This is a genomic window from Salinarimonas soli (assembly GCF_008386575.1).
GTDB classification, from domain to species: domain Bacteria; phylum Pseudomonadota; class Alphaproteobacteria; order Rhizobiales; family Beijerinckiaceae; genus Salinarimonas_A; species Salinarimonas_A soli.
This window is the reverse complement of sequence record NZ_VUOA01000036.1, coordinates 49676-71627: the sequence shown is the minus strand read 5'-3', so window position 1 is coordinate 71627 and position 21952 is coordinate 49676. Positions and strand designations below refer to the sequence as shown.

Below are 21952 nucleotides of genomic sequence, written 5' to 3'. Positions count from 1 at the left end.
GGCGCGGCCCTCGGCTATGAGACGCTTCGAATCCAGCGGAGCGCACGACCGCCGATGAACGCCGTCCACGTCCTCAACGGGCCGAACCTGAACCTGCTCGGCCGCCGCGAGCCGGGGATCTACGGCACCACGACGCTCGCCGACATCGAGACCATGCTCGCCGGGGCGGCCCGCGCCGCGGGCGTGACCCTCGCCTTCCGTCAGTCGAACCACGAGGGCGAGCTCGTCTCGTGGATCCACGAGGCCGGCCTCTCGGGGGCCGGCGTGCTCATCAACGCGGGCGCCTATACCCACACGTCGATCGCTCTTCGCGACGCGATCGCGGGTTCCGGCGCCGCGGCGGTTGAGGTTCATCTCTCGAACGTGTACGCGCGGGAGAGCTTTCGCCACACGTCGCTCATCGCACCCGTCTGCATCGGGGTGATCTGCGGCTTAGGGGCGACCGGTTACCGCCTCGGCTTCGATGCGCTCGTCGCGCATCTGGGCCGCGGGACGCCCACGAAATGAAAACGGACGAGCCGGGCCGCACGCGGCGCCGCCCGGCGCCAAGAGGGTACGATGTCATGGCCAAGGCGAACCCGTTCGATCCCGAGCTCGTGCGCGAGCTCGCCACGCTTCTCGCGGACACCGATCTGACCGAGATCGAGGTGGAGAAGGGCGACCTGCGCATCCGCGTGGCCCGCTCGCTCGCCGCGCAGGTCACCATGCCGATGCCGCAGGCCTACGCGGCCCCCGCGCCCGTCGCGGCGCCGGCAGCCCCCGTTTCGGCGGCGCCCGCCGCGCCGGTGAGCGCCAAGGAGCATCCGGGCGCCGTCCCCTCGCCCATGGTCGGCACCGCATATCGCCGCCCCTCCCCCGACGCCAAGCCCTTCGTGGAGATCGGCGCGCGGGTCGAGGCCGGCGAGAAGGTGCTCCTCATCGAGGCCATGAAGACCTTCAACGAGATCGTCGCGCCACGGGCCGGCATCGTCACGGCGGTGCTCGTCGAGGACGGGCAGCCGGTGGAATACGGCGAGCCCCTCATGATCATCGAGTGAGGGCCGACCGGCACGGGGCCCGGGCGCGCCGGGCCAGAGAGATTGACGGCGTCGCGTCAGGCGCTCCACCAAGGGGTATGAGGCCGCATGTTCGATAAGATCCTCATCGCGAACCGGGGCGAGATCGCGCTGCGCATCCTGCGCGCCGCGAAGGAGCTCGGCATCGCGACCGTCGCGGTGCACTCCACTGCCGACGCGGACGCGATGCATGTGCGCCTCGCCGACGAGAGCGTCTGCATCGGCCCGCCGACCGCCCGCGATTCCTACCTCAACATCCCGGCCCTCATCTCGGCCTGCGAGATCACGGGCGCCGACGCGGTCCACCCGGGCTACGGCTTCCTGTCCGAGAACGCGGCCTTCGCGGAGGTGCTCGACCACCACCGGATCACCTTCATCGGCCCCAAGGCCGAGCACATCCGCACCATGGGCGACAAGATCGAGGCCAAGCGCACCGCCAAGCGCCTCGGGATTCCCTGCGTGCCGGGCTCGGAGGGCGGGATCAACGACGAGGACGAGGCGCGGCGCGTCGCAGCCGACATCGGCTATCCGGTCCTCATCAAGGCTGCGGCGGGGGGCGGCGGGCGCGGCATGAAGGTGGCGCGCAACGAGGGCGATCTCGTCCACGCCTTCCAGACCGCCCGCACCGAGGCGAAGGCCGCCTTCGGCGACGACGCGGTCTACATGGAGAAGTACCTCGAGAAGCCCCGGCACATCGAGATCCAGGTGCTCGGCGACGGGCGGGGCGGCGCGATCCACCTCGGCGAGCGCGACTGCTCGCTCCAGCGCCGGCACCAGAAGGTGTGGGAGGAAGGCCCCTCCCCCGCCCTCAACGCCGACGAGCGAGAGCGCATCGGCAGCACGGTCGCCAAGGCCATGCAGGATCTCGGCTATTCGGGCGCCGGCACGGTGGAGTTCCTCTACGAGGACGGCAATTTCTATTTCATCGAGATGAACACCCGCATCCAGGTGGAGCATCCGGTGACCGAGATGATCACCGGGATCGACCTCGTGAACGAGCAGATCCGGATCGCCGCGGGCCAGGCGCTGTCCGTGGCGCAGGAGGACGTGCGCATCAACGGCCACTCCATCGAGTGCCGGGTGAACGCCGAGCACCCCGCGACCTTCCGGCCCTCGCCGGGCCTCATCACCTATTTCCATCCCCCGGGAGGCCTCGGGGTCCGGGTTGATTCGGCGGCCTACCAGGGTTACCGCATCCCGCCGCACTACGACTCGCTCGTGGGCAAGCTCATCGTCCACGGGCGCACCCGCAACGAGTGCCTCATGCGGCTTCGCCGCGCCCTCGACGAGTTCGTGGTGGACGGCATCGAGACCACGCTGCCGCTCTTCCGCACGCTCGTACGCAACCCCGACATCCAGAACGGGTTATACGACATCCACTGGCTCGAGACGTTCCTGCGGACCGGCGGGCTGGACGGGGAGCCGCGGAGCGAGGGCTGAGGGCATGAGCCGGGAAAGCCGCGAGACCTGCGCCTGCGCCTCGCGCACCCTCCTGGAGGGCTGACCGATGCATGGCGGCGGTATGATCGAGATCACCCCGGACATCCTGCTGCGGGCCTATGCGGCCGGCATCTTCCCCATGGCCGAGAGCGCGCAGGACACCAGCCTGTTCTGGGTCGAGCCGCGCGAGCGCGGCATCATCCCCATCGAGGGCTTCCATGTCGGCAAGCGCCTCGCCCGCACCGTCCGCTCCGACGAGTTCGCCGTGCGGGTCGACGGGGACTTCGACGCGGTGATCGAGGGTTGCGCCGCGCCGGGCCCCGACCGCGACCGCACCTGGATCAACGAGCGCATCCGGCGGCTCTACGGCGAGCTGTTCGACCTCGGCCATTGCCACACCGTCGAGGTCTATCGCGAGGGGCGGCTCGTGGGCGGCCTCTACGGAGTGAGCCTCGGGGCGGCGTTCTTCGGCGAGAGCATGTTTCACCTGGAGCGGGATGCCTCGAAGGTCGCCCTCGTCCATCTCGTGGCGCGCCTCAGGCGGGGTGGCTACGCGCTGCTCGACACCCAGTTCCTCACCACGCACCTGGCGCAGTTCGGCGCCTACGAGGTGCCGCGCCGGGTCTACCGGCGCATGCTCGCCGAGGCGGTGGCAGGCGCTGGCGACTGGGGCGTGTGGCCCATGGACGAGCCGGTCTCCGGCGCCGCGGCCCTCGAAGCGCTCGCCGCTCCGAAGCCCTGAACGCTCAGCGGTTGCTGTTACCCGCCGGGTCCCAGGTATTGCCCGTTGGGTTGGTCGGGAAGAAGCGCTGGCGCGGCTGCTGGACCGGGCGGGTCTCGCGCCCGCGCGGGGGCGCCACGTCGAGGCGCTGCTCGCCCGCCAGCACCGTCGAATCGATCCCCCGCGGACCGCGCTCGGGGCGCGCCGGGGTCTCGGCCACGCTCGGCGCCTCCTCGGCGCGCGGCTCGGCGATGATCTCGCTCCCGCCTTTGCACTCGACGAGCCAGATGTCGTAGACGGCGTGCTCGATGCCGTGGAGGCCGGGGCTCGAGGCGAACATCCACCCCGTGAAGATGCGGCGGTACTTGCCCTCGAGCGTCACCTCGTCCACCTCGACGAAGGTCGTGGTGTTGGGGCTCTCGGTCGGCGGGCGGCTGAAGCAGACGCGCGGGGTGAGCTGCAGGGCGCCGAACTGCACCGTCTCGTCGACGGATGCCTCGAACGAGATGATCCGGCCCGTGATCTTGTCGAGCCCGGAGAACACCGCCGTCGGGTTCTTGATCTTGTCGGCCTGCACCGGCCCGGCGAGCGCGAGCATCGCCGTCGCGCCGAGAAGCGCTTTCAGGAGAAAAGGATTCGACCGCACCGGAGCCCCGCTTGATTTGGCGCGGACGTTATCACGGGGAAGATGGCGGTAAAGGGGCGCCATTCTCCCCTCTCCCGGATGGGAGAGGGGCCGGGGGTGAGGGTGGCACGCTTGCACCAGTGCGCACCAACACTCCGCTTGTCATGGCCGGGCTTGATCTAGCCGTTCCCTCGACGCGTGGGCCTGGGTCCCCGGGGCAAGCCCGGGAATGACGGTGGAGGAACGGGTCCGTCGTGCGAAGCTCCCAATGTGATCCCTCACCCCCGGCCCCTCTCCCTTTCGGGAGAGGGGAGACCCGCCTACTCTCCGGGCGTCCAGGCCACATAGTCGCCCGTGGCGGCGGGGCGCTCGCCGGTGGAGAGGGTGGAGCCGCGGGGGCGGTAGGCGGCGGGGGTGCCGGTCTGGTTCGCCACGTGCTCCTTCATCCACTCCTTGGGCTGGAAATCTTCCTGGTCGGGGGTGAGGTCCGTGGTGTGGGCAAGCCACCCGCGCCAGCCCGGCGGGACCACGGAAGCCTCCGTCTCGCCCGCATAGATCACCCAGCGCCGATCGAAGCCCAGCGCCGGATCCGGCTTGCCGCCCTTGCTGCGGTAATACTTGTTCCCGAACTGGTCGGTGCCCACGAACTCCCCGTAGCGCCAGGTATGGAAGCGCGTGCCGGGGGTCTGACCGTTCCACCAGGTCAGCATGTGAAGGGCGAAATCCTTGAGGGACATGGGCTCCGGTCCAGGGTCTGTCGATTGCGGCGGACTATGGCGAGGGAGGGGTGGCAAGTCCAGAGGGCGCGGATGCCCGATGCCCGCCTCGCGCAACGCGAACCCGACTCAACCCCGATCCCGGCCGGATTGTTTCGCGTCCGCAGCCACTTGAGGCGACGGGTCGCGCCGCGTGCCGATGCGCCGCATGTGGCAGCGTTGCCGCACCGGACAAGCTTCACCGTGGAGGGTTCCGCGGGGTGAGGTCAGCCGGGCCGATTTTTCTCGCGCCGATTCCGCGCGACTCCTGAGGCACTTAAGGCCAAGTTAGGGAGATATCCACAGTTTCCACACTCACACACAACATGTAGGGGGAACCCACCTGAGCGGACACTAGTTCTTGACGTGAGGCTTTCGACGCGACTAGCTTTCCCGGGTGCCGCGACGGATGCGGCGGCCGGCGGAGGCGCCGGCCCAACCTCCCAGAACGGGTCCGCGCCATGCTCCTCCGCCACCCCATCGGTGCCGGATGGAGGCGATGGCGCGCCCGGGTCTTCGAGGGGCGTCCGGCCCGGCATCAACGATTGAAGCGCCGTCCACAGGCGCGCCGGGGCGTTGGAAGCAAGTCAGGGGCTGTAGGGGCCGCGCACCGTCGCGGCCAGGGGATAGTCGTCCCCGTGCAAGGGTTTTGAGCGATGCGGATCGAACGGCGTTACACCACCACGGGGCAGTCGCCCTATTCGACGATCCCGTTCCGGACGGCGACGAGCGAGATCCGCAACCCGGATGGCTCCATCGTCTTCCGCCTGGAGGGCATCGAGGTCCCCGAGGCGTGGAGCCAGGTCGCGAGCGACGTGCTGGCGCAGAAATACTTCCGCAAGGCCGGCGTGCCGCAGCGCCTGAAGCGCGTCGAGGAGAACGACGTCCCCTCCTTCCTCTGGCGCTCCGTCCCCGACGAGGCGGCCCTGAGCAGCCTGCCCGAATCCGAGCGCACCGGCTCCGAGATCTCCGCCAAGCAGGTGTTCGACCGCCTCGCGGGCTGCTGGACCTATTGGGGCTGGAAGGGCGGCTACTTCAGCTCCGAGGAGGACGCGCAGGCCTTCTTCGACGAGCTGCGCTTCATGCTGGCCCGCCAGATGGTGGCGCCCAACTCGCCGCAATGGTTCAACACCGGCCTGCACTGGGCCTACGGCATCGACGGGCCGAGCCAGGGCCACTTCTACGTGGACTACAAGACCGGCAAGCTCGTGAAGTCGAAGTCGAGCTACGAGCACCCGCAGCCGCATGCCTGCTTCATCCAGGGCGTCCAGGACGACCTCGTCAACGAGGGCGGCATCATGGACCTGTGGGTGCGTGAGGCGCGCCTGTTCAAGTACGGCTCGGGCACGGGCTCGAACTTCTCCATGCTGCGCGGCGAGGGCGAGCGGCTCTCGGGCGGCGGGCGCTCGTCGGGCCTGATGTCCTTCCTCAAGATCGGCGACCGGGCGGCGGGCGCGATCAAGTCGGGCGGCACCACGCGCCGCGCGGCCAAGATGGTGGTGGTCGACGTCGATCACCCGGACATCGAGACCTATATCGACTGGAAGGTGCGCGAGGAGCAGAAGGTCGCGGCGCTGGTCGCGGGCTCCAAGACCGTTCACAAGCACATGCAGGCCGTGATGAAGGCCTGCGTGAACTGCGAGGGCGAGGGCGAGGCCTGCTTCGATCCGGAGCAGAACCCGGTGCTCAAGAAGGAGATCAAACTCGCCCGCCGCGCCTCGGTGCCGGACAACTACATCAAGCGCGTCATCCAGTTCGCCCGCCAGGGCTACACGAAGATCGAGTTTCCGATCTTCGACACGGACTGGGACTCGGAGGCCTACCTCACCGTCTCGGGCCAGAACTCCAACAACTCGGTCTCCCTCACGGATGACTACCTGCGCGCCGTCGAGGCGGACGCGGACTGGAACCTCATCCGCCGCACGGACGGCAAGCTCGCCAAGACCGTGAAGGCCGCGGACCTGTGGGAGAAGATCGGCTACGCCGCCTGGGCGTCGGCCGATCCCGGCCTGCACTTCAACACCACGATGAACGACTGGCACACCTGCCCGGCGGGCGGGCGGATCCGGGCGTCCAACCCGTGCTCGGAATACATGTTCCTCGACGACACGGCGTGCAACCTGGCCTCGGCTAACCTGCTCGCCTTCTTCGACCGCGAGGCGAAGGCCTTCGACGTCGACTCGTACGAGCATGCCTGCCGGCTCTGGACCGTGGTGCTCGAGATCTCGGTGCTCATGGCGCAGTTCCCGAGCCGCGAGATCGCCGAGCTCTCCTACGAGTACCGCACCCTGGGTCTGGGCTACGCCAATATCGGCGGCCTGCTCATGACCATGGGCCTGCCCTACGACTCCGACGCCGGTCGCTCGCTCTGCGGCGCGCTCACCGCGATCATGACGGGCGTGGCCTATGCCACTTCGGCCGAGATGGCGGGCGAGCTCGGGCCCTTCCAGGGCTACCGCAAGAACGCCAAGTCGATGCTTCGGGTGATCCGCAACCATCGCCGCGCCGCTCACGGCGAGAGCCACGGCTATGAGGGCCTCAACACCAACCCCGTGCCGCTCGACCATGCCTCCTGCCCCGACCCCCGCCTCGTCGAGCACGCCCGGGCGGCGTGGGACCGGGCCCTGGAGCTCGGCCAGGAGAACGGCTACCGCAACGCGCAGGCCACGGTCATCGCGCCGACCGGCACGATCGGCCTCGTCATGGACTGCGACACCACCGGCATCGAGCCCGACTTCGCGCTGGTCAAGTTCAAGAAGCTCGCCGGCGGCGGCTACTTCAAGATCATCAACCAGGCGGTGCCGGACGCCCTGCGGACGCTTGGCTACCGCGAATCCGAGATCGCGGAGATCGAGGCCTACGCGGTGGGCCACGGCTCGATGAAGCAGGCGCCCGCCATCAACCCAGGCTCGCTGCGGTCAAAGGGCTTCACCGACGAGAAGATCGAGGCGATCGAGGGCGGGCTGAAGAGCGCGTTCGACATCAAGTTCGTCTTCAACAAGTGGACGCTCGGCGAGGACTTCCTGACGGGCACCCTCGGCGTCCCGGCGGAGAAGCTGAACGACCCCTCGTTCGACCTCCTCGTCCACCTCGGCTTCAAGCGCGCCGACATCGAGGCCGCCAACATCCACGTCTGCGGCGCCATGACCCTGGAGGGCGCGCCCCACCTCAAGGTGGAGCACTACCCGGTCTTCGACTGCGCCAACCCGTGCGGCCGCATCGGCAAGCGCTACCTCTCGGTGGAAAGCCACATCCGCATGATGGCGGCGGCGCAGCCCTTCATCTCGGGGGCGATCTCCAAGACCATCAACATGCCGAACGACGCCACCGTCGAGGACTGCAAGAACGCCTACATGCTGTCCTGGCGCCTGGCGCTGAAGGCCAACGCCCTCTACCGCGACGGCTCCAAGCTGTCGCAGCCCCTCAACTCCGCCCTCATCGCGGACGAGGGGGAGGACGAGGCGGACGCGGTCGACGCCCTGCTCGCCCAGCCCATGCCGGCGCGGGCGGCCAATGTCGCCGAGAAGATCGTCGAGCGCGTCGTCGAGCGGGTCGAGCGCATGCGCGAGCGGGAGAAGATGCCCGACCGCCGCAAGGGCTACACCCAGAAGGCGATGGTCGGCGGCCACAAGGTCTATGTCCGCACCGGCGAGTACGACGACGGGCGCCTGGGCGAGATCTTCATCGACATGCACAAGGAGGGCGCGGCCTTCCGGGCGATGATGAACAACTTCGCCATCGCCGTGTCGCTCGGCCTCCAGTACGGCGTGCCGCTCGAGGAGTACGTGGAGGCCTTCACCTTCACGCGCTTCGAGCCGGCGGGCTTCGTCCAGGGCAACGAGTCGATCAAGAACGCGACCTCGATCCTCGACTATATCTTCCGCGAGCTCGCGATCTCGTATCTCTCGCGCTACGACCTGGCCCACGTCGACCCCTCCGACATCGGCCACGACGTGCTCGGCAAGGGCGAGGCGCAGTCCCGTCTCGCGGACGGCGCCCCGACCACCGCCACCCGCGTGGTGTCGAAGGGCTTCGTGCGCGGCCAGTCGGACAAGCTGATGCTGGTCCAGGGCGGGCGCAGCGGCACGGACGGGCGCCCCCGCGCCACGGCGCTCCTCACCGACGGCACGACGGCGTTGAAGGGCGAGCCCGTGACCTTCGAGGACGAGGACGAGAGCGACGACGTCGACCTCTCCCACCTCGGCTTCACCACGCCCGAAGCCCCCGCCGCCCGCTACTCCGCCGAGCGCGCCCCCGGCGCCGCATCGGCCGCCGACAAGCGCGCCGAAGCCCGCATGAAGGGCTATGTCGGCGAAGCCTGCCCGGAATGCGCCAACTTCACCCTGGTGCGCAACGGGACCTGCCTGAAGTGCGACACCTGCGGGTCGACGACGGGGTGCTCGTGAGCGCCCGGTCGCGGTGAAAAGCAAATGGGCCGCCCCTCGGGGCGGCCCAATTCGTTTCGTGGGCAAGTTCGAGGCCCGGCTTCCCGCGACGCCCCGGGCGAACGGCAGAGCGGCCGGCTCGCCCGGGTTCCAACCCTCCCACCTCGTCTCGAGGCGCCCGTGTCAGCGGGCCTCGAAGGGCGCTCAAGGGATCTCTGGAGAGCTGTGGCAGGCGCCCTCCCTCCCCTAAGGGGAGGGGCAGGGGTGGGGTAAGCCGCGCCAGCGGCTGCCTCCAGCCATGAAGCCGTTTCCGCGGCCGGGCGAGTCAACGGTCCCGCCCTTTCGATGGGGATCGGCGTCGAGCCGCCCGTGCTGTCGCGCGGTACCCCGCTCGTCGGCTTGCAGCCGACACTCTCCCCTGAGGGGAGAGAGGTGCGGCGGCGCTGTCGGGAATCACTGGATCGGCGTGGTACCCCCTCACCCCCGGTCCCTCTCCCCGTGGGAGAGGGGAGTCACCTCGGACTTCATCAGGGGAGTCTCGAAAGCCGCTCCAGGAGTCTAAGACCGGCTACGGCAGCCTGCTGCGGCTTCGAGACGGCCTGCGCCGCAGCCCTCCTCAGCCTGAGGGGAGAGGAGCCCGGCCCCTCCCCGCCTACTTCTTCTCCGGCGGGTTCAGCCGGATGTGCAGCTCGCGCAGCTGCTTCGGGGTGACGTCCGAGGGGGCGCCCATGAGGAGGTCGACGGCGGCCTGGTTCATGGGGAAGAGGGCGACCTCGCGCAGGTTCTGGGCGCCCACCAGCAGCATGACGATGCGGTCGATGCCCGCCGCCATGCCGCCGTGGGGCGGGGCGCCGTACTGGAAGGCGCGGTAGAGGGCGCCGAAGCGCTCCACCACGTCCTCCTCGCCGTAGCCCGCGATCTCGAAGGCCTTCACCATCGCGTCGGGGCGGTGGTTGCGGATGCCGCCGGAGGCGAGCTCGAAGCCGTTGCAGGCGATGTCGTACTGGAACGCCTTGATGGTGAGCGGGTCCTGCGTCTGGAGCGCCTCCAGGCCGCCCTGGGGCATGGAGAAGGGGTTGTGCGAGAAGTCGACCCGCTTCTCCTCCTCCGACCACTCGAACATCGGGAAGTCGACGATCCAGGCGAATTCGAACCGCTCCTTGTCGACGAGGTTCAGGTCCTCGCCCACCTTGGTGCGGGCCAGGCCTGCGAACTTCACGAACTTCTCGGGGTCGCCCGCGACGAAGAAGGCCGCGTCGCCGTCCTTGAGGCCGAGCTGCGCGCGGATGGCCTCGGCGCGCTCAGGCCCCACATTGTTGGCGATCGGCCCCTGGGCGCCGCCGTCCTTGAACATGATGTAGCCCAGTCCCGGCTGGCCCTCCCCTTGCGCCCAGGAGTTCATCCGGTCGCAGAAGGCGCGGGAGCCGCCGCCCGGCGCGGGGATCGCCCAGATGGCGGTCTTCGGCGCCTCGAGGATGCGGGCGAACACCTTGAAGCCCGCGCCGCGGAAATGCTCGGAGACGTCCTGCATCTGGATGGGGTTGCGCAGGTCCGGCTTGTCGGAGCCGTACTTGGCCATGGACTCGGCGTAGGGAATGCGCGGCCAGGGCGAGGGCGTCACGGGCTTGCCGCCGAACTCCTCGAACACGCCCCGGATCACGGGCTCCATCGCGGCGAACACGTCGTCCTGCGTGACGAAGCTCATCTCGATGTCGAGCTGGTAGAACTCGCCGGGCAGCCGGTCGGCGCGCGGGTCCTCGTCGCGGAAGCACGGCGCGATCTGGAAGTAGCGGTCGAAGCCCGCCATCATGATGAGCTGCTTGTATTGCTGCGGCGCCTGGGGCAGCGCGTAGAACCGGCCCGGGTGCAGCCGCGAGGGCACCAGGAAGTCACGGGCGCCCTCAGGCGACGACGCGGTCAGGATCGGCGTCTGGAACTCGAAGAAGCCGCCGTCCTTCATGCGCCGGCGCAGCGAATCGACCACCTGGCCGCGCTTGATGATGTTGGCGTGCAGCTTGTCGCGGCGCAGGTCCAGGAAGCGGTACTTGAGCCGCGTCTCCTCCGGATAGGACTGGTCGCCCGCCACCTGGAGCGGCAGCTCGGCCGCGGGCCCGAGCACCTCCATGTCGGTGATGAACAGCTCGACCGCGCCCGTGGACAGGTCCGCGTTCTCCGTGCCGGCGGGGCGCTGGCGCACGCGGCCGTCGATCCGCACCACCCACTCGGCCCGCACCGTCTCGGCGAGCTTGAAGGCGGGGCTGTCGGGGTCGGCGACGCATTGCGTGATGCCGTAATGGTCGCGCAGATCGATGAACAGCACGCCGCCGTGATCGCGGATGCGGTGGCACCAGCCCGAGAGGCGGACGGTCTGCCCGATGTCGGAGGGGCGGAGCTGGCCGCAGGTGTGGGTGCGGTAACGGTGCATGATCGGTGCCTGGATCTGGAGGTCGGGCGCACCATTCATGGGCGGCGGGGGAAGTCAAGGCGCGACGGGCGGGGCGAAGGCCGGCGTGAGGGTACGGCGCCGCTGCGCGGCAGGTTCATGCGAGGCTGGATTCCGCGGCGAAGCCGCTCCGCCTACCGTCCGGAGCGCGAGTCGATATGCTCCCGCACAGCCCCGAAACCCTTGGAAAACAAAAGGGGAACACCCATATATCCCCTATGTCCGACAAGGGTTTGCGCACGATGAACACGATCACCAGCCTGGGCCTCATGGCGCTCGGCGCCGTGGGCCTGTGGGCGCTCGGCCACGGGCCCGGGGAGGCCTTGCCCGTCGCGCTCGCAGGCATCGCGCTGTCGCCCGCGGCGGCGTTCCTGCGGCCCGATCACGACGACGGTCCGCGCGACGAGGGCGCCTGGCGCGTCCTGCCGTTCGAGGGCGCGTTCGAGCTCTCCTATACCGACGCCACGGGCCAGTGGAGCGTGCGCCGGCTGATCTCGCGCGAGGTGAAGATCGGGCCGGGCAAGGTGCTGCTCGGCGGGTTCGACATGGCGACGGGCGAGTACCGGGGCTTCCGGGCCGACCGCATCGTGCGCCTGCACGACGCCGAGACCGGCGAGACCGTCGACCGCAACATCGTCGACTGGCTCATGAAGCGGGCGTCCGCGCGGCGCCTCCCTAAGCCCGCCGCGCCCGACGCGACGGCGGGCTGACCCGGCCTCACGGCTCCAGGCAAGCCTCGAGCGCCTGGTCGCGCCGCACCACGCAGTCGGCGGAGAAGCCCTCGGCCGAGGGCGCCACGATGACCGTGGTGAGGGGCGGCGCGGGCAGGCGCTCGCGGATCACGGCGTTGACCTCCGGCGCGGTGGCGGCCGCGATGCGCCGGCTCATGGCCGCGACCTCGGCGGGGTTGCGGCCCCGGGTCATGGCGTTGCGCAGCGCGCCCGCGACCTCCGAGCGGACGAGCCCCTCCTCCGCGCCGTTCGCCGCGCGCGCGCGCAGGGGCGCGAGCTCCGCCTCGGTGATGCCGTCCCGGTGGAAGCGCGCATATTGCTCGCGCAGCGCCGCGAGCGCGCGGCCCGCAAGGGCGTGGTCGACGGCGGAGGTGATCATGAACACGGCCGCCTCGTCGCCGAGCGTCACGAAGGACGACTGGCTGCCATAGGTCGCGCCGAGCTCCTCACGTACCGAGCGGAACAGGCGCGAGGCCGGCCCGCTCGAGAAGGCCTGGTTGGCGAGGTTCGAGCGCAGCGTCTCGTCCGCGTCGTGCGTTCGCAAGCCCGTCCCGCCCGCGAGCACGAGCTGCGTCTGCGCCACGGGGCGCTCCATCACGACGGTGCGGGCATCGCCGCGAAAGGCGGTCGACGGCCGCTCCGGCACGGCCGAGCGCTCCGGCAGCTCTCCGAAGATGCGGTCGACGAGGCGCACGAGATCGGGCTCGGCGAGCGGGCCCGCGGCCGCGACCACGAGGTTGTCGCGAGAGAGCACCGCCCGGCGCCACGCCTCGACGTCGGCGCGCCCGATCGTGTCGATCGTCGAGCGGGCGGACGCGACGTGCTCCAGGACGAACGGGGTATCGCCTGCCACGAGCATCAGCGCGAGGGTGCGGGCGGAGGAGCCCGGCGTCTGCCGCGCCTGGGCGATGGAGGCTCGCTGGCTACGCTTGAGGCGGCTCAAAGCCGCCTCGTCCAGGGCAGGCTCCAGGAGCACCGCCCGCAGCCGGTCGGCGGCCTTGTCCAGGCGGTCGGGCGGAGCGGAGAGGCTCCCGGCCGTCCGCCCGCCGCCGCCTCCGAGGGACAGGCCGATGCTGTCGTCGCGCAGATCCTCGCGGAACTCCGCCGCGCTCATGCCCTTCGGCCCCGCCGCATGCCACGCGGCGGCGAGCCCGGAGAGCCCCTCCTGGCCGGCGCGCGCCTCGCCGAACCCATCGCGCCAGGCAAAGCTCAGCACGACGAGCGGATTGGCCGGGCGCGGCGCCAGGGCATAGGCGATGCCCCGCGGGGTCACCCCCTGGATGATCGTTTGCGCGAAGGCGGCAGACGGCGCGAGCGCCAGCCCGAGGATCAGGAGGAGGGCCCGGATCATGGCGCCGCTCCCGCACCTTTAGGCTCCCCGGGCAGCAGGATGCCTGCGACCTCCCTCCCCTCCCCCGCGATCGCGCGGATCAGGCGGTTCACGTCCGCCACCGTCACGGCGGCGATGCGGCGGGGCCAGACGGCAAGGGTGTCGTATTCGTTCCCCATCCCGATCCAGTCGACGATGCGCGCATAGATGCGGTCGCCCTGCCGATCCGCGAGCTTCTGGCCCTCGACGAAGCGGCGCTTGAGCCGGTCGAGGTTGCGCTCGTCGATGCCCGTCGCTGCAAGGTCCTTCCAGTATTTCCGGAGGGCGTCGGCAAGCCGCTCGGGGTCGGCCTCGTCGTGCGGCTCCGCCCCGATGCTGGCGCGGTAGACCCCCGGCACGAGGCGGGTCACCTCGGTATAGGCCACGGCGTCGGTGACGTTCTCGCGCTCGACGAGCACGTCGTGCGGCGAACCCGGCAGCTGGCTGCGCAGGAAGGCGACGAGAAGGCTACGGGCGGGCCGCAGGGTCGGGTTGTCGTCCTCGACCGCGACGATCTTGCCGGTCACCACGGTCCGCCGCCGCACCGATTCCGAGGTGTCGCGCACCACCGCCTGGAGGGGCTCGACGGGGAAGGTCTGGCGCCAGGCGCGCTCCGGCAGGGGCTGGTCCGCCGCGCCCCCGAGCGTGCGCTCGACGATGCCCTTGAGGGCGAGCTCGCTGATGTCGCCCGACACCACGAAGAACGCGTTGTTGGGCACATACCACGCCTTGTGGAAGGCCTTCGCCTCCTCGACCGTGAAGGACTTGATTGTCTCGCGCGTCCCGATCACCGGCTCGCCGAGGGGATGGTGGGGCAGGAGCAGGCGGTTGAGCCGGGTCTGGAACTGCGCGAACGGGTTGCCGCCCAGGCGCAAATTGTACTCCTGGAGCACGACGTTGCGCTCGCGCTCGGCGTCCTCCGGCGAGACCTCAAACCCCTTCAGGCGGTTGCCGTAGAAGGAGAACAGCTTCTCCAGGTCCGCCTCCGCCGTCTCCCGCTTCGGGATCCGGTGGACATAGGCGGTGGTGCGGTCCGAGGTCCAGCCGTTGGCGCTGCCCTCGGGGAAGAAGCGGAACGCCGTCTCCTTGTGGTCGGGGTTGCGGCCGACCAGGATGAGGTGCTCGAGGTAGTGCGCGATGCCGCGGCACTTGAGGTTGGGCTCGTCGGCGCAGCCCGCCCGCACCATCATCGTGAACTGGATCGACCGCGCGGTCGGGTCCCGCACCAGCACGACCCGGTCGCTGATCCGGACCTCGGCGGGGCGCAGGTCGGCAGGGGGCTCGGCCGGGGGCGTTCCGACCGCGGGCGCGGGGTCGGTGGCCGGGGCCTCGGGCTGCGCGCCGACCGGCCCCGCGAGAGCGAGGGCTGCGGCAAGGAGGAGGCACGAAGTCGGGAGATGACGCATCGACCTGCTATGAGACGTAGAACGCGGCGGTTTTTCGATTGAAGCGCAGATCGCCCCCGATGCCAAATGTCGCGCTCGCCCGGGGGCCGGAACGGGGCCGCTCGTGAGCGCAAGGGAGTCGCGGGAGGCGCGGCGATCCGCTATGACCGCCTCATGGACCTCATCGCCTCCTCCGACGCGCTCCAAGCCGTCTGCAGCCGCCTCGCCCGCCAGCCCTTCGTGACCGTCGACACGGAGTTCATGCGCGAGACCACCTATTACGCCCGGCTCTGCCTCATCCAGCTGGCGAGCGAGGAGGAGGCGGTGCTCGTCGACCCGATGGCGCCCGGCCTCGACCTCAAGCCCTTCTTCGACCTCATGGCCGACGCGAACGTCGTCAAGGTGTTCCATTCGGCCCGGCAGGACCTGGAGATCGTCTGGCAGATGGGCGGGGTGATCCCGACGCCCCTCTTCGACACGCAGGTGGCCGCGATGGTCTGCGGCTATGGCGACTCGGTGTCCTACGAGCAGCTCTCGAACGACCTCGCCAAGGCGCGCATCGACAAGTCCTCGCGCTTCACCGACTGGTCGCGCCGGCCGCTCTCCGAGGCGCAGCTCTCCTATGCCCTCTCCGACGTCACCCACCTCGTGGTCATCTACAAGACGCTCCTGGAGCGGCTCACCGAGAACGGCCGGCTGAGCTGGCTCGACGAGGAGATGTCCGTCCTCCTCTCGCCCGACACCTACAAGGCCGATCCCGACAACGCCTGGCGGCGCCTGGCCGGGCGGCTGCGCAAGCCCAAGGAAATAGCCGTCCTCATGGAGGTGGCGGCCTGGCGCGAGCGCGAGGCCCAGAACCGCGACGTGCCCCGCGGGCGCGTGCTGAAAGATGACGCCGTGATCGACCTCGCGATCTCGGCGCCCCGCACGCCGGAGGCCCTGGGCAGGCTGCGCTCGATCCCCAGCGGCTTCGAGCGCTCCCGCACGGCGGGCGACATCCTGGCGGCCGTGGAGCGCGGCCTGAACCGCGATCCGGCGACCGTGCCCGCGATGGAGCGCTCGCGCTCGCGGGGCAGCGTCGGCGCCGTCGTGGAGCTCCTCAAGGTGCTGCTGAAGGCCGTGGCGGAGCAGGAGGGCGTCGCCCCGAAGATCATCGCCACGGTGGACGACCTGGAGGCGATCGCCGACGACGACGAGGCGGACGTGCCCGTGCTGCACGGCTGGCGCCGCGAGCTCTTCGGCGGGCCGGCGCTCGCGCTCAAGCACGGGCGCCTCGCCATCGCGATGGAGAACGGCCGCGTGGTCCTGGAGCCGCGGCGCTAGAGCCCCTTCAGCCGATCAGGATGCGCGGGTCGCGGCCCGTGATCTTGGCGAGCTGGCGCATGCGGCCCACGAGGCGCTCGCCGGCGAGCTCGGCGAGGTCCTCGGGCAGATCGAGGACGAGCTCGGAGCCCCGCGCCTCGAGGGGCACGCGGGGCAGGATGCCCGCCATGGCGACGGAGACCGGATAGGCCACCCGCATGGCGCCGCCCAGGAGCCGCGCCCGCTCGGCGAGCCGGGGCCCGGCGAGGCGCAGGAGGGTCGGGCTCGCCTTGTCGCCCCCTAGGCCCTCGTGACGGAAGAACACGGCGAGGGAGAGGAAGGCGCGACCCGGATGGTCGATGCCGATGAAGTTCGCGTTGGCGATGAGATTGACGCTCTGGTCGCCGCGATAATCGGGATGGGCGCGCCAGCCGATGTCGGCGAGAAGGCAGGCCGCGTGGCGCAGGCGCCGCTCCTCCGCCGTCTCCTCCAGCCGGGCGCTCTCGAAGAAGTGGTCCGTCCAGGCGATCAGCTCGGCATTGTGGGCGGGCGAGCGCGAGCGCAGGACGTTGAACTCCTGCGCGGCGGCGAGCAGGGGATCCTGAGCCTTCTGGGCGTCGCTCAGGCGCTCGTAGAGAAGCCCCTCGCGCACGCCAAGCGCCGAGATCGCGATATCCCGCGGTTTGCCGAGCCGGATGATCTCCTCCAGCACGATCGCCCCGTACGCAAGGAGCGGCCGGCGCGCCTCGGAGACCGCCTCGATCTCCTTGAGGACGGCCGCGTCGGTGCGCTCCACCATCTTCAGGAAGTCGATCCCGTCCTCGGGCGGCAGGCGGTAGCCGTGCATGACGCGCAGGGGATAGTTGCGCTCGGCCATGTGCAGGCGCGCCAGCGCCCGCCAGGTGCCGCCGACGGCGTAGAAGGTCCGCCCGCGCATCGCCTTGAGCTGGGCCACCCCTTCCAGCGCCTCGCGCACTATGCGTTGCGCCTTGCGGGGCGAATCGCCCGAGAGGTCGAGGAGCGCGAGGCCGCCGATGGGCAGGGTCACCCCCGTGCCGGCGAGACCTCCGCGTACGTCGATCAGCTCCAGGCTGCCGCCGCCGAGATCGCCCACGATCCCGTCGCCGCCATAGAACCCTGAGATGACGCCGAGCGCCGAGAGCGCCGCCTCGCGGGCGCCCGACAGGAGCTCGATGTCGAGCCCCACCGCCTCGGAGGCCGCGGCCAGGAAGGCGGGGCCGTTCCCCGCGTCGCGCGCGGCCGCGGTCGCGAGCACGCGCACCTCGCCGACATCCATAGTGCGGCACAGGATCCGGAAGCGCTTGAGGGCCGCGATGGCCCGGGCCATGCCGTCCTCGTCGAGCCACCCCGTGGTCGCCACGTGGCGGCCGAGGGCGCACAGGACCTTCTCGTTGTAGATCGGCGTCGGCGCCCGCGTGGTGCCCTCGTAGGCCACGAGGCGCACGGAGTTCGAGCCGATGTCGATGACCGCGAGGGGCCGCCCGACCTTCAGGCGTCCGGGCGCGTCCGCGCCGCCGGGAGACTCCGGAAGCTCAGGAGCGCTGGCGTTTGGCGAGCGCACGGGGACTTGACGTTTTGAGCGACTTCCCACGACCTGACAGGCTCGGGTTCGTCATGAAATACTTGTGCGCGTTGAACGGTTCCTCTCCGTCACCCGGAGTGATCCGCTCGCTCGCGCCGGTGGGTAGTACCCGCCAGCTCTGCTCGTTGTCGAGCAGATTCGCGAGCATGATCTGGTCCAGCACCTGCTGATGCACAGTCGGATTGAGGATCGGCAGGAGCACCTCCACCCGCCGGTCGAGATTGCGCTGCATGAGATCGGCGGACGAGATGTAGACCGTGGCCTTGGGGCTCGGAAGGCCGTGCCCGCGCCCGAAGGCGTAGATGCGCGAGTGCTCCAGGAAGCGCCCGACGATGGACTTCACCCGGATGTTCTCGGACAGGCCCGGCAGCCCCGGCCTGAGGCAGCAGATGCCGCGCACGATGAGGTCCACCTGCACCCCGGCCTGCCCGGCCTCGTAGAGCGCGTCGATGATCTCGGGGTCAACGAGGGAGTTGCACTTGCCCCAGATGGCGCCGGGTCGCCCGGCGCGGACGTGCTCCACCTCCTCGGCGATGTGCTGGAGGAGCCGCCGCTTCGCGGTCACGGGCGACACGGCCATGCGCTCCAGCTCGGCGGGCTCGGCATAGCCCGTGACGAAATTGAAGATGCGTGCCACGTCCCGGCCGATCACGGGATCGGCGGTGAAGAAGGACAGGTCGGTGTAGATGCGGGCGGTGATCGGGTGGTAGTTGCCCGTGCCGACGTGGCAATAGGTCACGAGTTGCCCCGCCTCGCGCCGCACCACGAGCGAGAGCTTGGCGTGGGTTTTCAGCTCGATGAAGCCGAACACCACCTGCGCGCCGGCCTTCTCGAGATCCCGCGCCCAGCGGATGTTCGCCTCCTCGTCGAAGCGGGCCTTGAGCTCCACCAGCGCCGTCACCGACTTGCCGGCCTCCGCCGCTTCCGCCAGCGCCGCAACGATCGGCGAGTTCGAGGAGGTGCGATACAGCGTCTGCTTGATCGCCACCACGTTCGGGTCGCGGGCCGCCTGGCCGAGGAACTGCACCACCGCGTCGAAGGATTCGTAGGGGTGGTGGACGATGAAATCTTTCTGGCGGATCGCCGCGAAGCAGTCGCCGCCCTGCTCGCGGATGCGCTCGGGGAAGCGGGGATTGTAGGTCTTGAACTTGAGCTCCGGGCGGTTGAGGGAGACGAGCTGGGCAAGCTCGTTGAGGGCCAGCATGCCCTCGACCTCGAACACCTCGTCGGCGCCCACCCCGAGCTCCTCGGCGACGAAGCCCCGCAGGTCCTCGGGCATGCCCCCGTCCACCTCCAGGCGGATCACGGTGCCGCGGCGGCGCTGCTTCAGCGCCGTCTCGAACAGCCGCACGAGGTCCTCGGCCTCCTCCTCGATCTCGAGGTCGGAGTCGCGGATCACCCGGAAGCCGCCCTTGCCCACCACCTGGTAGCCCGGGAACAGGCGCGAGGTGTGGATCACGATCGCCTGCTCCAGGGCGATGAAGCGCGTCGCGCCCGTATCCGCGAAGTCCGGCAGGCGGATGAAGCGCTCGACCTTCGCCGGCAATCGGATGAGCGCATTGAGCATGCGCCCGTCCTTCCCCCGCTGGAGCTTCAGGGCGATGGAGAAGCCTGCGTTCGGGATGAAGGGGAAGGGATGCGCCGGGTCGATGGCGAGCGGGGTGAGGATCGGGAAGACGTGGTGCAGGAAATAGTCGTCGAGCCAGCCGCGCTCGGCCTTGCTGAGCTCGGCCCCTTCGGCGAGCACGATGCCCTCGTGCAGGAGGTCGTCGCGCAGCTCGCGCCAGCGCCGCTGCTGGTCGGAGGCCAGGATCGTGACCTCCTGGTCGATCTGCTCCAGCTGCTCCACGGGGGTGAGCCCGTCCTGCGAGAGCGTCGCCACGCCGCTGCGTACCTGCCCCCGCAGGCCCGCGACGCGGACCATGAAGAACTCGTCGAGGTTGTTGGCCGAGATGGAGAGGAAGCGCAGCTGCTCCAGCAGCGGATGGTTGCGGTTGCTCGCCTCCTCCAGGACGCGGCGGTTGAACTGCAGCCAGGAGAGCTCGCGGTTGACGAAGCGGGCGGGCGTGCCGCGCAGGGCCGCGCCGTCGAGGCCCGAGGGATGGAGGGCGGGCTCGGCCGCCGCCTCCGCGAGGGCCACGGGGTCCGGTTGCGCCTCCTGCACCGTCTGTCCCCTCACCGCGCTCTCCCGTTTGGCTCGACGTGTGCTCATGTCATCCTACATCACGATAGGGGCGCAACGGATCGGTGAGAAGCCGTCGGGTGGCTGGATCGGGGGGGGGCGGCTCACCCCTCCTCGTCGGGGGAGAGGCGGGCCACGAGGTCGTTCGCCATGGCCCGGGTGATGCGCCGCCCGCGGCTCAGGGCCTCCTTGTCGAGGGCCGCGACCGCCTCCGCCGCGCGGGCGAGCGAGCGCTCGATGCGAAGCGCCAGCGTATCCACCACGGTGGTGTCCACCACGAGCTGGCGGTCGACGAAGAGCTTCACGAGCACCGCCTTGAGGAGCGCGTCGTCGGGCGGATCGAGGGCGACGGCGGGGGCGAGCCGCAGGCGCGAGAGGAGGTCGGGGGTGCGCAAACCCCACCGATCCGGCGGCCCCGAGCCCGTCACCACCACGGACGCCTTGCGCTCGCGGGCAAGGTTGAGAAGGTGGAACAGGGCCGCCTCGTCGATCGGGCCACGGTCCGCGTCCTCGATCACGAGCGCGCCGGCCGAGATGAGATGAGGCACGCGCTCGCCCCTCACCTCCCGGGCGTCCACCGTCCAGCCCCGGGCGTCCGTCGCCCAGATCGAGGCGAGGTGGCTCTTGCCGCTGCCGGGCGGTCCCTCCAGGCGCAGGACCGTATCGGGCCAGTCCGGCCAGCGCTCGACGAGGGCATAGGCACGCTCGTTCGAGGGGCTCACCAGGAAGTCCTCGCGGCCGTAGCGGGGGTCGAGGGGCAGGTCGAAGGCGAGCTGCTTCGGCGGGTCGCGCCGGGGCGGGCCGCGGTCGGAGGGCTCACGCATCGCCGGCCGCCCGCACGTCGGTGATGAGGGCCGGCTCGTGCCCGGCGATCGACCGGGGCGCACCCGAATAGAGCGAGCTTGCCAGATACCGGCGCAGGGCGAAGCGCGCCAGGACGCCCGCCGCCGCCGCGAGCGGCACGGCGAGCAGCAGGCCCACGAAGCCGAACAGCGAGCCGAAGGCGAGCAGCGCGAACATGAGCCAGACCGGATGCAGCCCCACCGACGCGCCGACGAGCTTCGGCGACAGGATGTTGCCCTCGACGAACTGCCCGAACACGAAGACCCCGAGCGTCGCCGCCACCATGAGCCCGTCGGGCCAGAACTGCACGATGGCGACGCCCACCGACAGCAGCAGGCCCGTGAGCGAGCCCACATAGGGGATGAAGCTCAGGAGCCCCGCCGAGAGGCCGATCAGCACCCCGAAATTGAGCCCCAGCACCGACAGGCCGATGGCGTAGAACGTGCCGAGGATGAGGCACACCGCCGTCTGGCCCCGGATGAACCCCGCGATGGCGGCGTTGATCTCCACGAACAGCTCGCGGATCGTCGCCTGATGCGGGCGCGGCAGCCAGGAATCGACCGCCTCGACCATGTGGTCCCAATCGATGAGGAGATAGAACGCCACCACGGGCGTCACGACGAGCAGCGCCACGATGCTGACGAGCGCCTGCCCGCCCGACCACAGCGAGCGCAGGAACGCCGTGAGCCAGCCCGCGCCCTGGCTCACGAGATCGCCCACGGACGCCTCCACGTCGCGAAGGCTTTGCGGCCCGCCGAGCCGCTCGACGATGGGCTGGCCGTAATCGAGCGCGAGGCGCTGGAGCCGCGCCGCATAGGCCGGGAGGTTGGCCACGAAGCTCCCCACCTGCCCCGCCACGAGCGGCGCGAGCAGGAAGAGCACGAGGACGAAGCCGAGCACGAAGAGGCCGAGGATGAGCAGCGTCGCCCCGAGCCGCCCGAGGCCCAGCCGCTCCAGGCGGTCCGCGAGCGGATCGAGGAGATAGGCGAGCGCCAGCCCCGCCACGAAGGGCAGGAGCACGTCGCGCAGGAGCCAGAGGCCGAGCGCGAAGACGACGAGCGCCGCGATCCAGAACCCGACCTGCTTTTGGATGGTCATGCGACGGGTCCCGGC

At 70.2% G+C, this 21952-nt stretch carries 16 protein-coding genes; 7 read left to right on the top strand and 9 right to left on the bottom strand.

The genetic code is table 11. The features are described 5' to 3' along the window. Positions 1-54: 54 nt before the first annotated feature. From aroQ to aat, 4 genes are all read left to right on the top strand, one after another. Positions 55-507, top strand: coding sequence for a type II 3-dehydroquinate dehydratase (gene aroQ, locus F0L46_RS20165; protein WP_149820917.1), 453 nt, complete (start codon positions 55-57; stop codon positions 505-507). 56 nt (positions 508-563) lie between these two features. Further along, positions 564-1037 carry an acetyl-CoA carboxylase biotin carboxyl carrier protein gene (accB, locus tag F0L46_RS20160; RefSeq protein ID WP_149820915.1) on the top strand — a complete coding sequence of 158 codons (474 nt, stop codon included), beginning with the start codon at positions 564-566 and terminating at the stop codon, positions 1035-1037. An 87-nt stretch (positions 1038-1124) separates the two neighbouring features. Next, positions 1125-2495, top strand: coding sequence for an acetyl-CoA carboxylase biotin carboxylase subunit (accC, locus tag F0L46_RS20155; RefSeq protein WP_149820913.1), 1371 nt, complete (start codon positions 1125-1127; stop codon positions 2493-2495). Positions 2496-2562: 67 nt separating this feature from the next. Beyond that, positions 2563-3237 (top strand): leucyl/phenylalanyl-tRNA--protein transferase, encoded by a 675-nt coding sequence (gene aat, locus F0L46_RS20150; RefSeq protein WP_149820911.1) that lies wholly within the window; start codon positions 2563-2565, stop codon positions 3235-3237. Between the two features lie 4 nt (positions 3238-3241). On the opposite strand, the gene F0L46_RS20145 is transcribed toward aat, so the two are convergent. Then, on the bottom strand, positions 3242-3814 hold the full coding sequence (locus F0L46_RS20145; RefSeq protein WP_149821051.1) for a DUF2155 domain-containing protein: 573 nt from the start codon (positions 3812-3814) through the stop codon (positions 3242-3244). A gap of 347 nt (positions 3815-4161) precedes the next feature. Beyond that, on the bottom strand, positions 4162-4578 hold the full coding sequence (locus F0L46_RS20140) for an NADH:ubiquinone oxidoreductase subunit NDUFA12 (RefSeq protein WP_149820909.1): 417 nt from the start codon (positions 4576-4578) through the stop codon (positions 4162-4164). Positions 4579-5252: 674 nt separating this feature from the next. Between F0L46_RS20140 and F0L46_RS20135 the strand changes: the two genes are divergently transcribed. Then, on the top strand, positions 5253-9002 hold the full coding sequence (locus tag F0L46_RS20135) for a vitamin B12-dependent ribonucleotide reductase (RefSeq protein WP_149820907.1): 3750 nt from the start codon (positions 5253-5255) through the stop codon (positions 9000-9002). Positions 9003-9633: 631 nt separating this feature from the next. Here the strand turns inward: F0L46_RS20135 and aspS are convergent. Then, a complete protein-coding gene (aspS, locus tag F0L46_RS20130) occupies positions 9634-11406 on the bottom strand; it encodes an aspartate--tRNA ligase (RefSeq protein ID WP_149821049.1) in 1773 nt (590 codons plus the stop codon). A gap of 260 nt (positions 11407-11666) precedes the next feature. Here aspS and F0L46_RS20125 point away from each other — a divergent pair, with 260 nt between their 5' ends. Next, complete coding sequence (locus F0L46_RS20125; protein ID WP_240540077.1) at positions 11667-12134, top strand: hypothetical protein; 468 nt, start codon at positions 11667-11669, stop codon at positions 12132-12134. Positions 12135-12141: 7 nt separating this feature from the next. Here F0L46_RS20125 and F0L46_RS20120 read toward each other — a convergent pair whose 3' ends face one another. Both F0L46_RS20120 and F0L46_RS20115 read right to left on the bottom strand, forming a co-directional pair. Beyond that, a complete protein-coding gene (locus tag F0L46_RS20120; protein ID WP_149820905.1) occupies positions 12142-13506 on the bottom strand; it encodes a M16 family metallopeptidase in 1365 nt (454 codons plus the stop codon). After that, positions 13503-14930 (bottom strand): M16 family metallopeptidase, encoded by a 1428-nt coding sequence (locus F0L46_RS20115; protein ID WP_149820903.1) that lies wholly within the window; start codon positions 14928-14930, stop codon positions 13503-13505. The genes F0L46_RS20120 and F0L46_RS20115 overlap by 4 nt, the downstream gene beginning before the upstream one ends. 153 nt (positions 14931-15083) lie before the next feature. Here F0L46_RS20115 and rnd point away from each other — a divergent pair, with 153 nt between their 5' ends. Beyond that, positions 15084-16232, top strand: a complete 1149-nt coding sequence (rnd, locus tag F0L46_RS20110) for a ribonuclease D (protein ID WP_149820901.1) — start codon at positions 15084-15086, stop codon at positions 16230-16232. Positions 16233-16239: 7 nt separating this feature from the next. On the opposite strand, the gene ppx is transcribed toward rnd, so the two are convergent. The 4 genes from ppx to F0L46_RS20090 all read right to left on the bottom strand — a co-directional run bounded on the left by ppx (position 16240) and on the right by F0L46_RS20090 (position 21937). Continuing rightward, positions 16240-17793: an exopolyphosphatase gene (ppx, locus tag F0L46_RS20105; protein WP_438646697.1), complete on the bottom strand. Its 1554-nt coding sequence runs from the start codon at positions 17791-17793 to the stop codon at positions 16240-16242. After that, positions 17765-20026, bottom strand: a complete 2262-nt coding sequence (locus tag F0L46_RS20100; protein WP_149820899.1) for an RNA degradosome polyphosphate kinase — start codon at positions 20024-20026, stop codon at positions 17765-17767. The genes ppx and F0L46_RS20100 overlap by 29 nt, the downstream gene beginning before the upstream one ends. Positions 20027-20100: 74 nt before the next feature. Next, positions 20101-20820, bottom strand: a complete 720-nt coding sequence (locus tag F0L46_RS20095) for a P-loop NTPase family protein (RefSeq protein ID WP_149820898.1) — start codon at positions 20818-20820, stop codon at positions 20101-20103. Next, positions 20813-21937, bottom strand: coding sequence for an AI-2E family transporter (locus F0L46_RS20090; RefSeq protein ID WP_149820896.1), 1125 nt, complete (start codon positions 21935-21937; stop codon positions 20813-20815). The genes F0L46_RS20095 and F0L46_RS20090 overlap by 8 nt, the downstream gene beginning before the upstream one ends. Between the last annotated feature and the right edge of the window lie 15 nt (positions 21938-21952).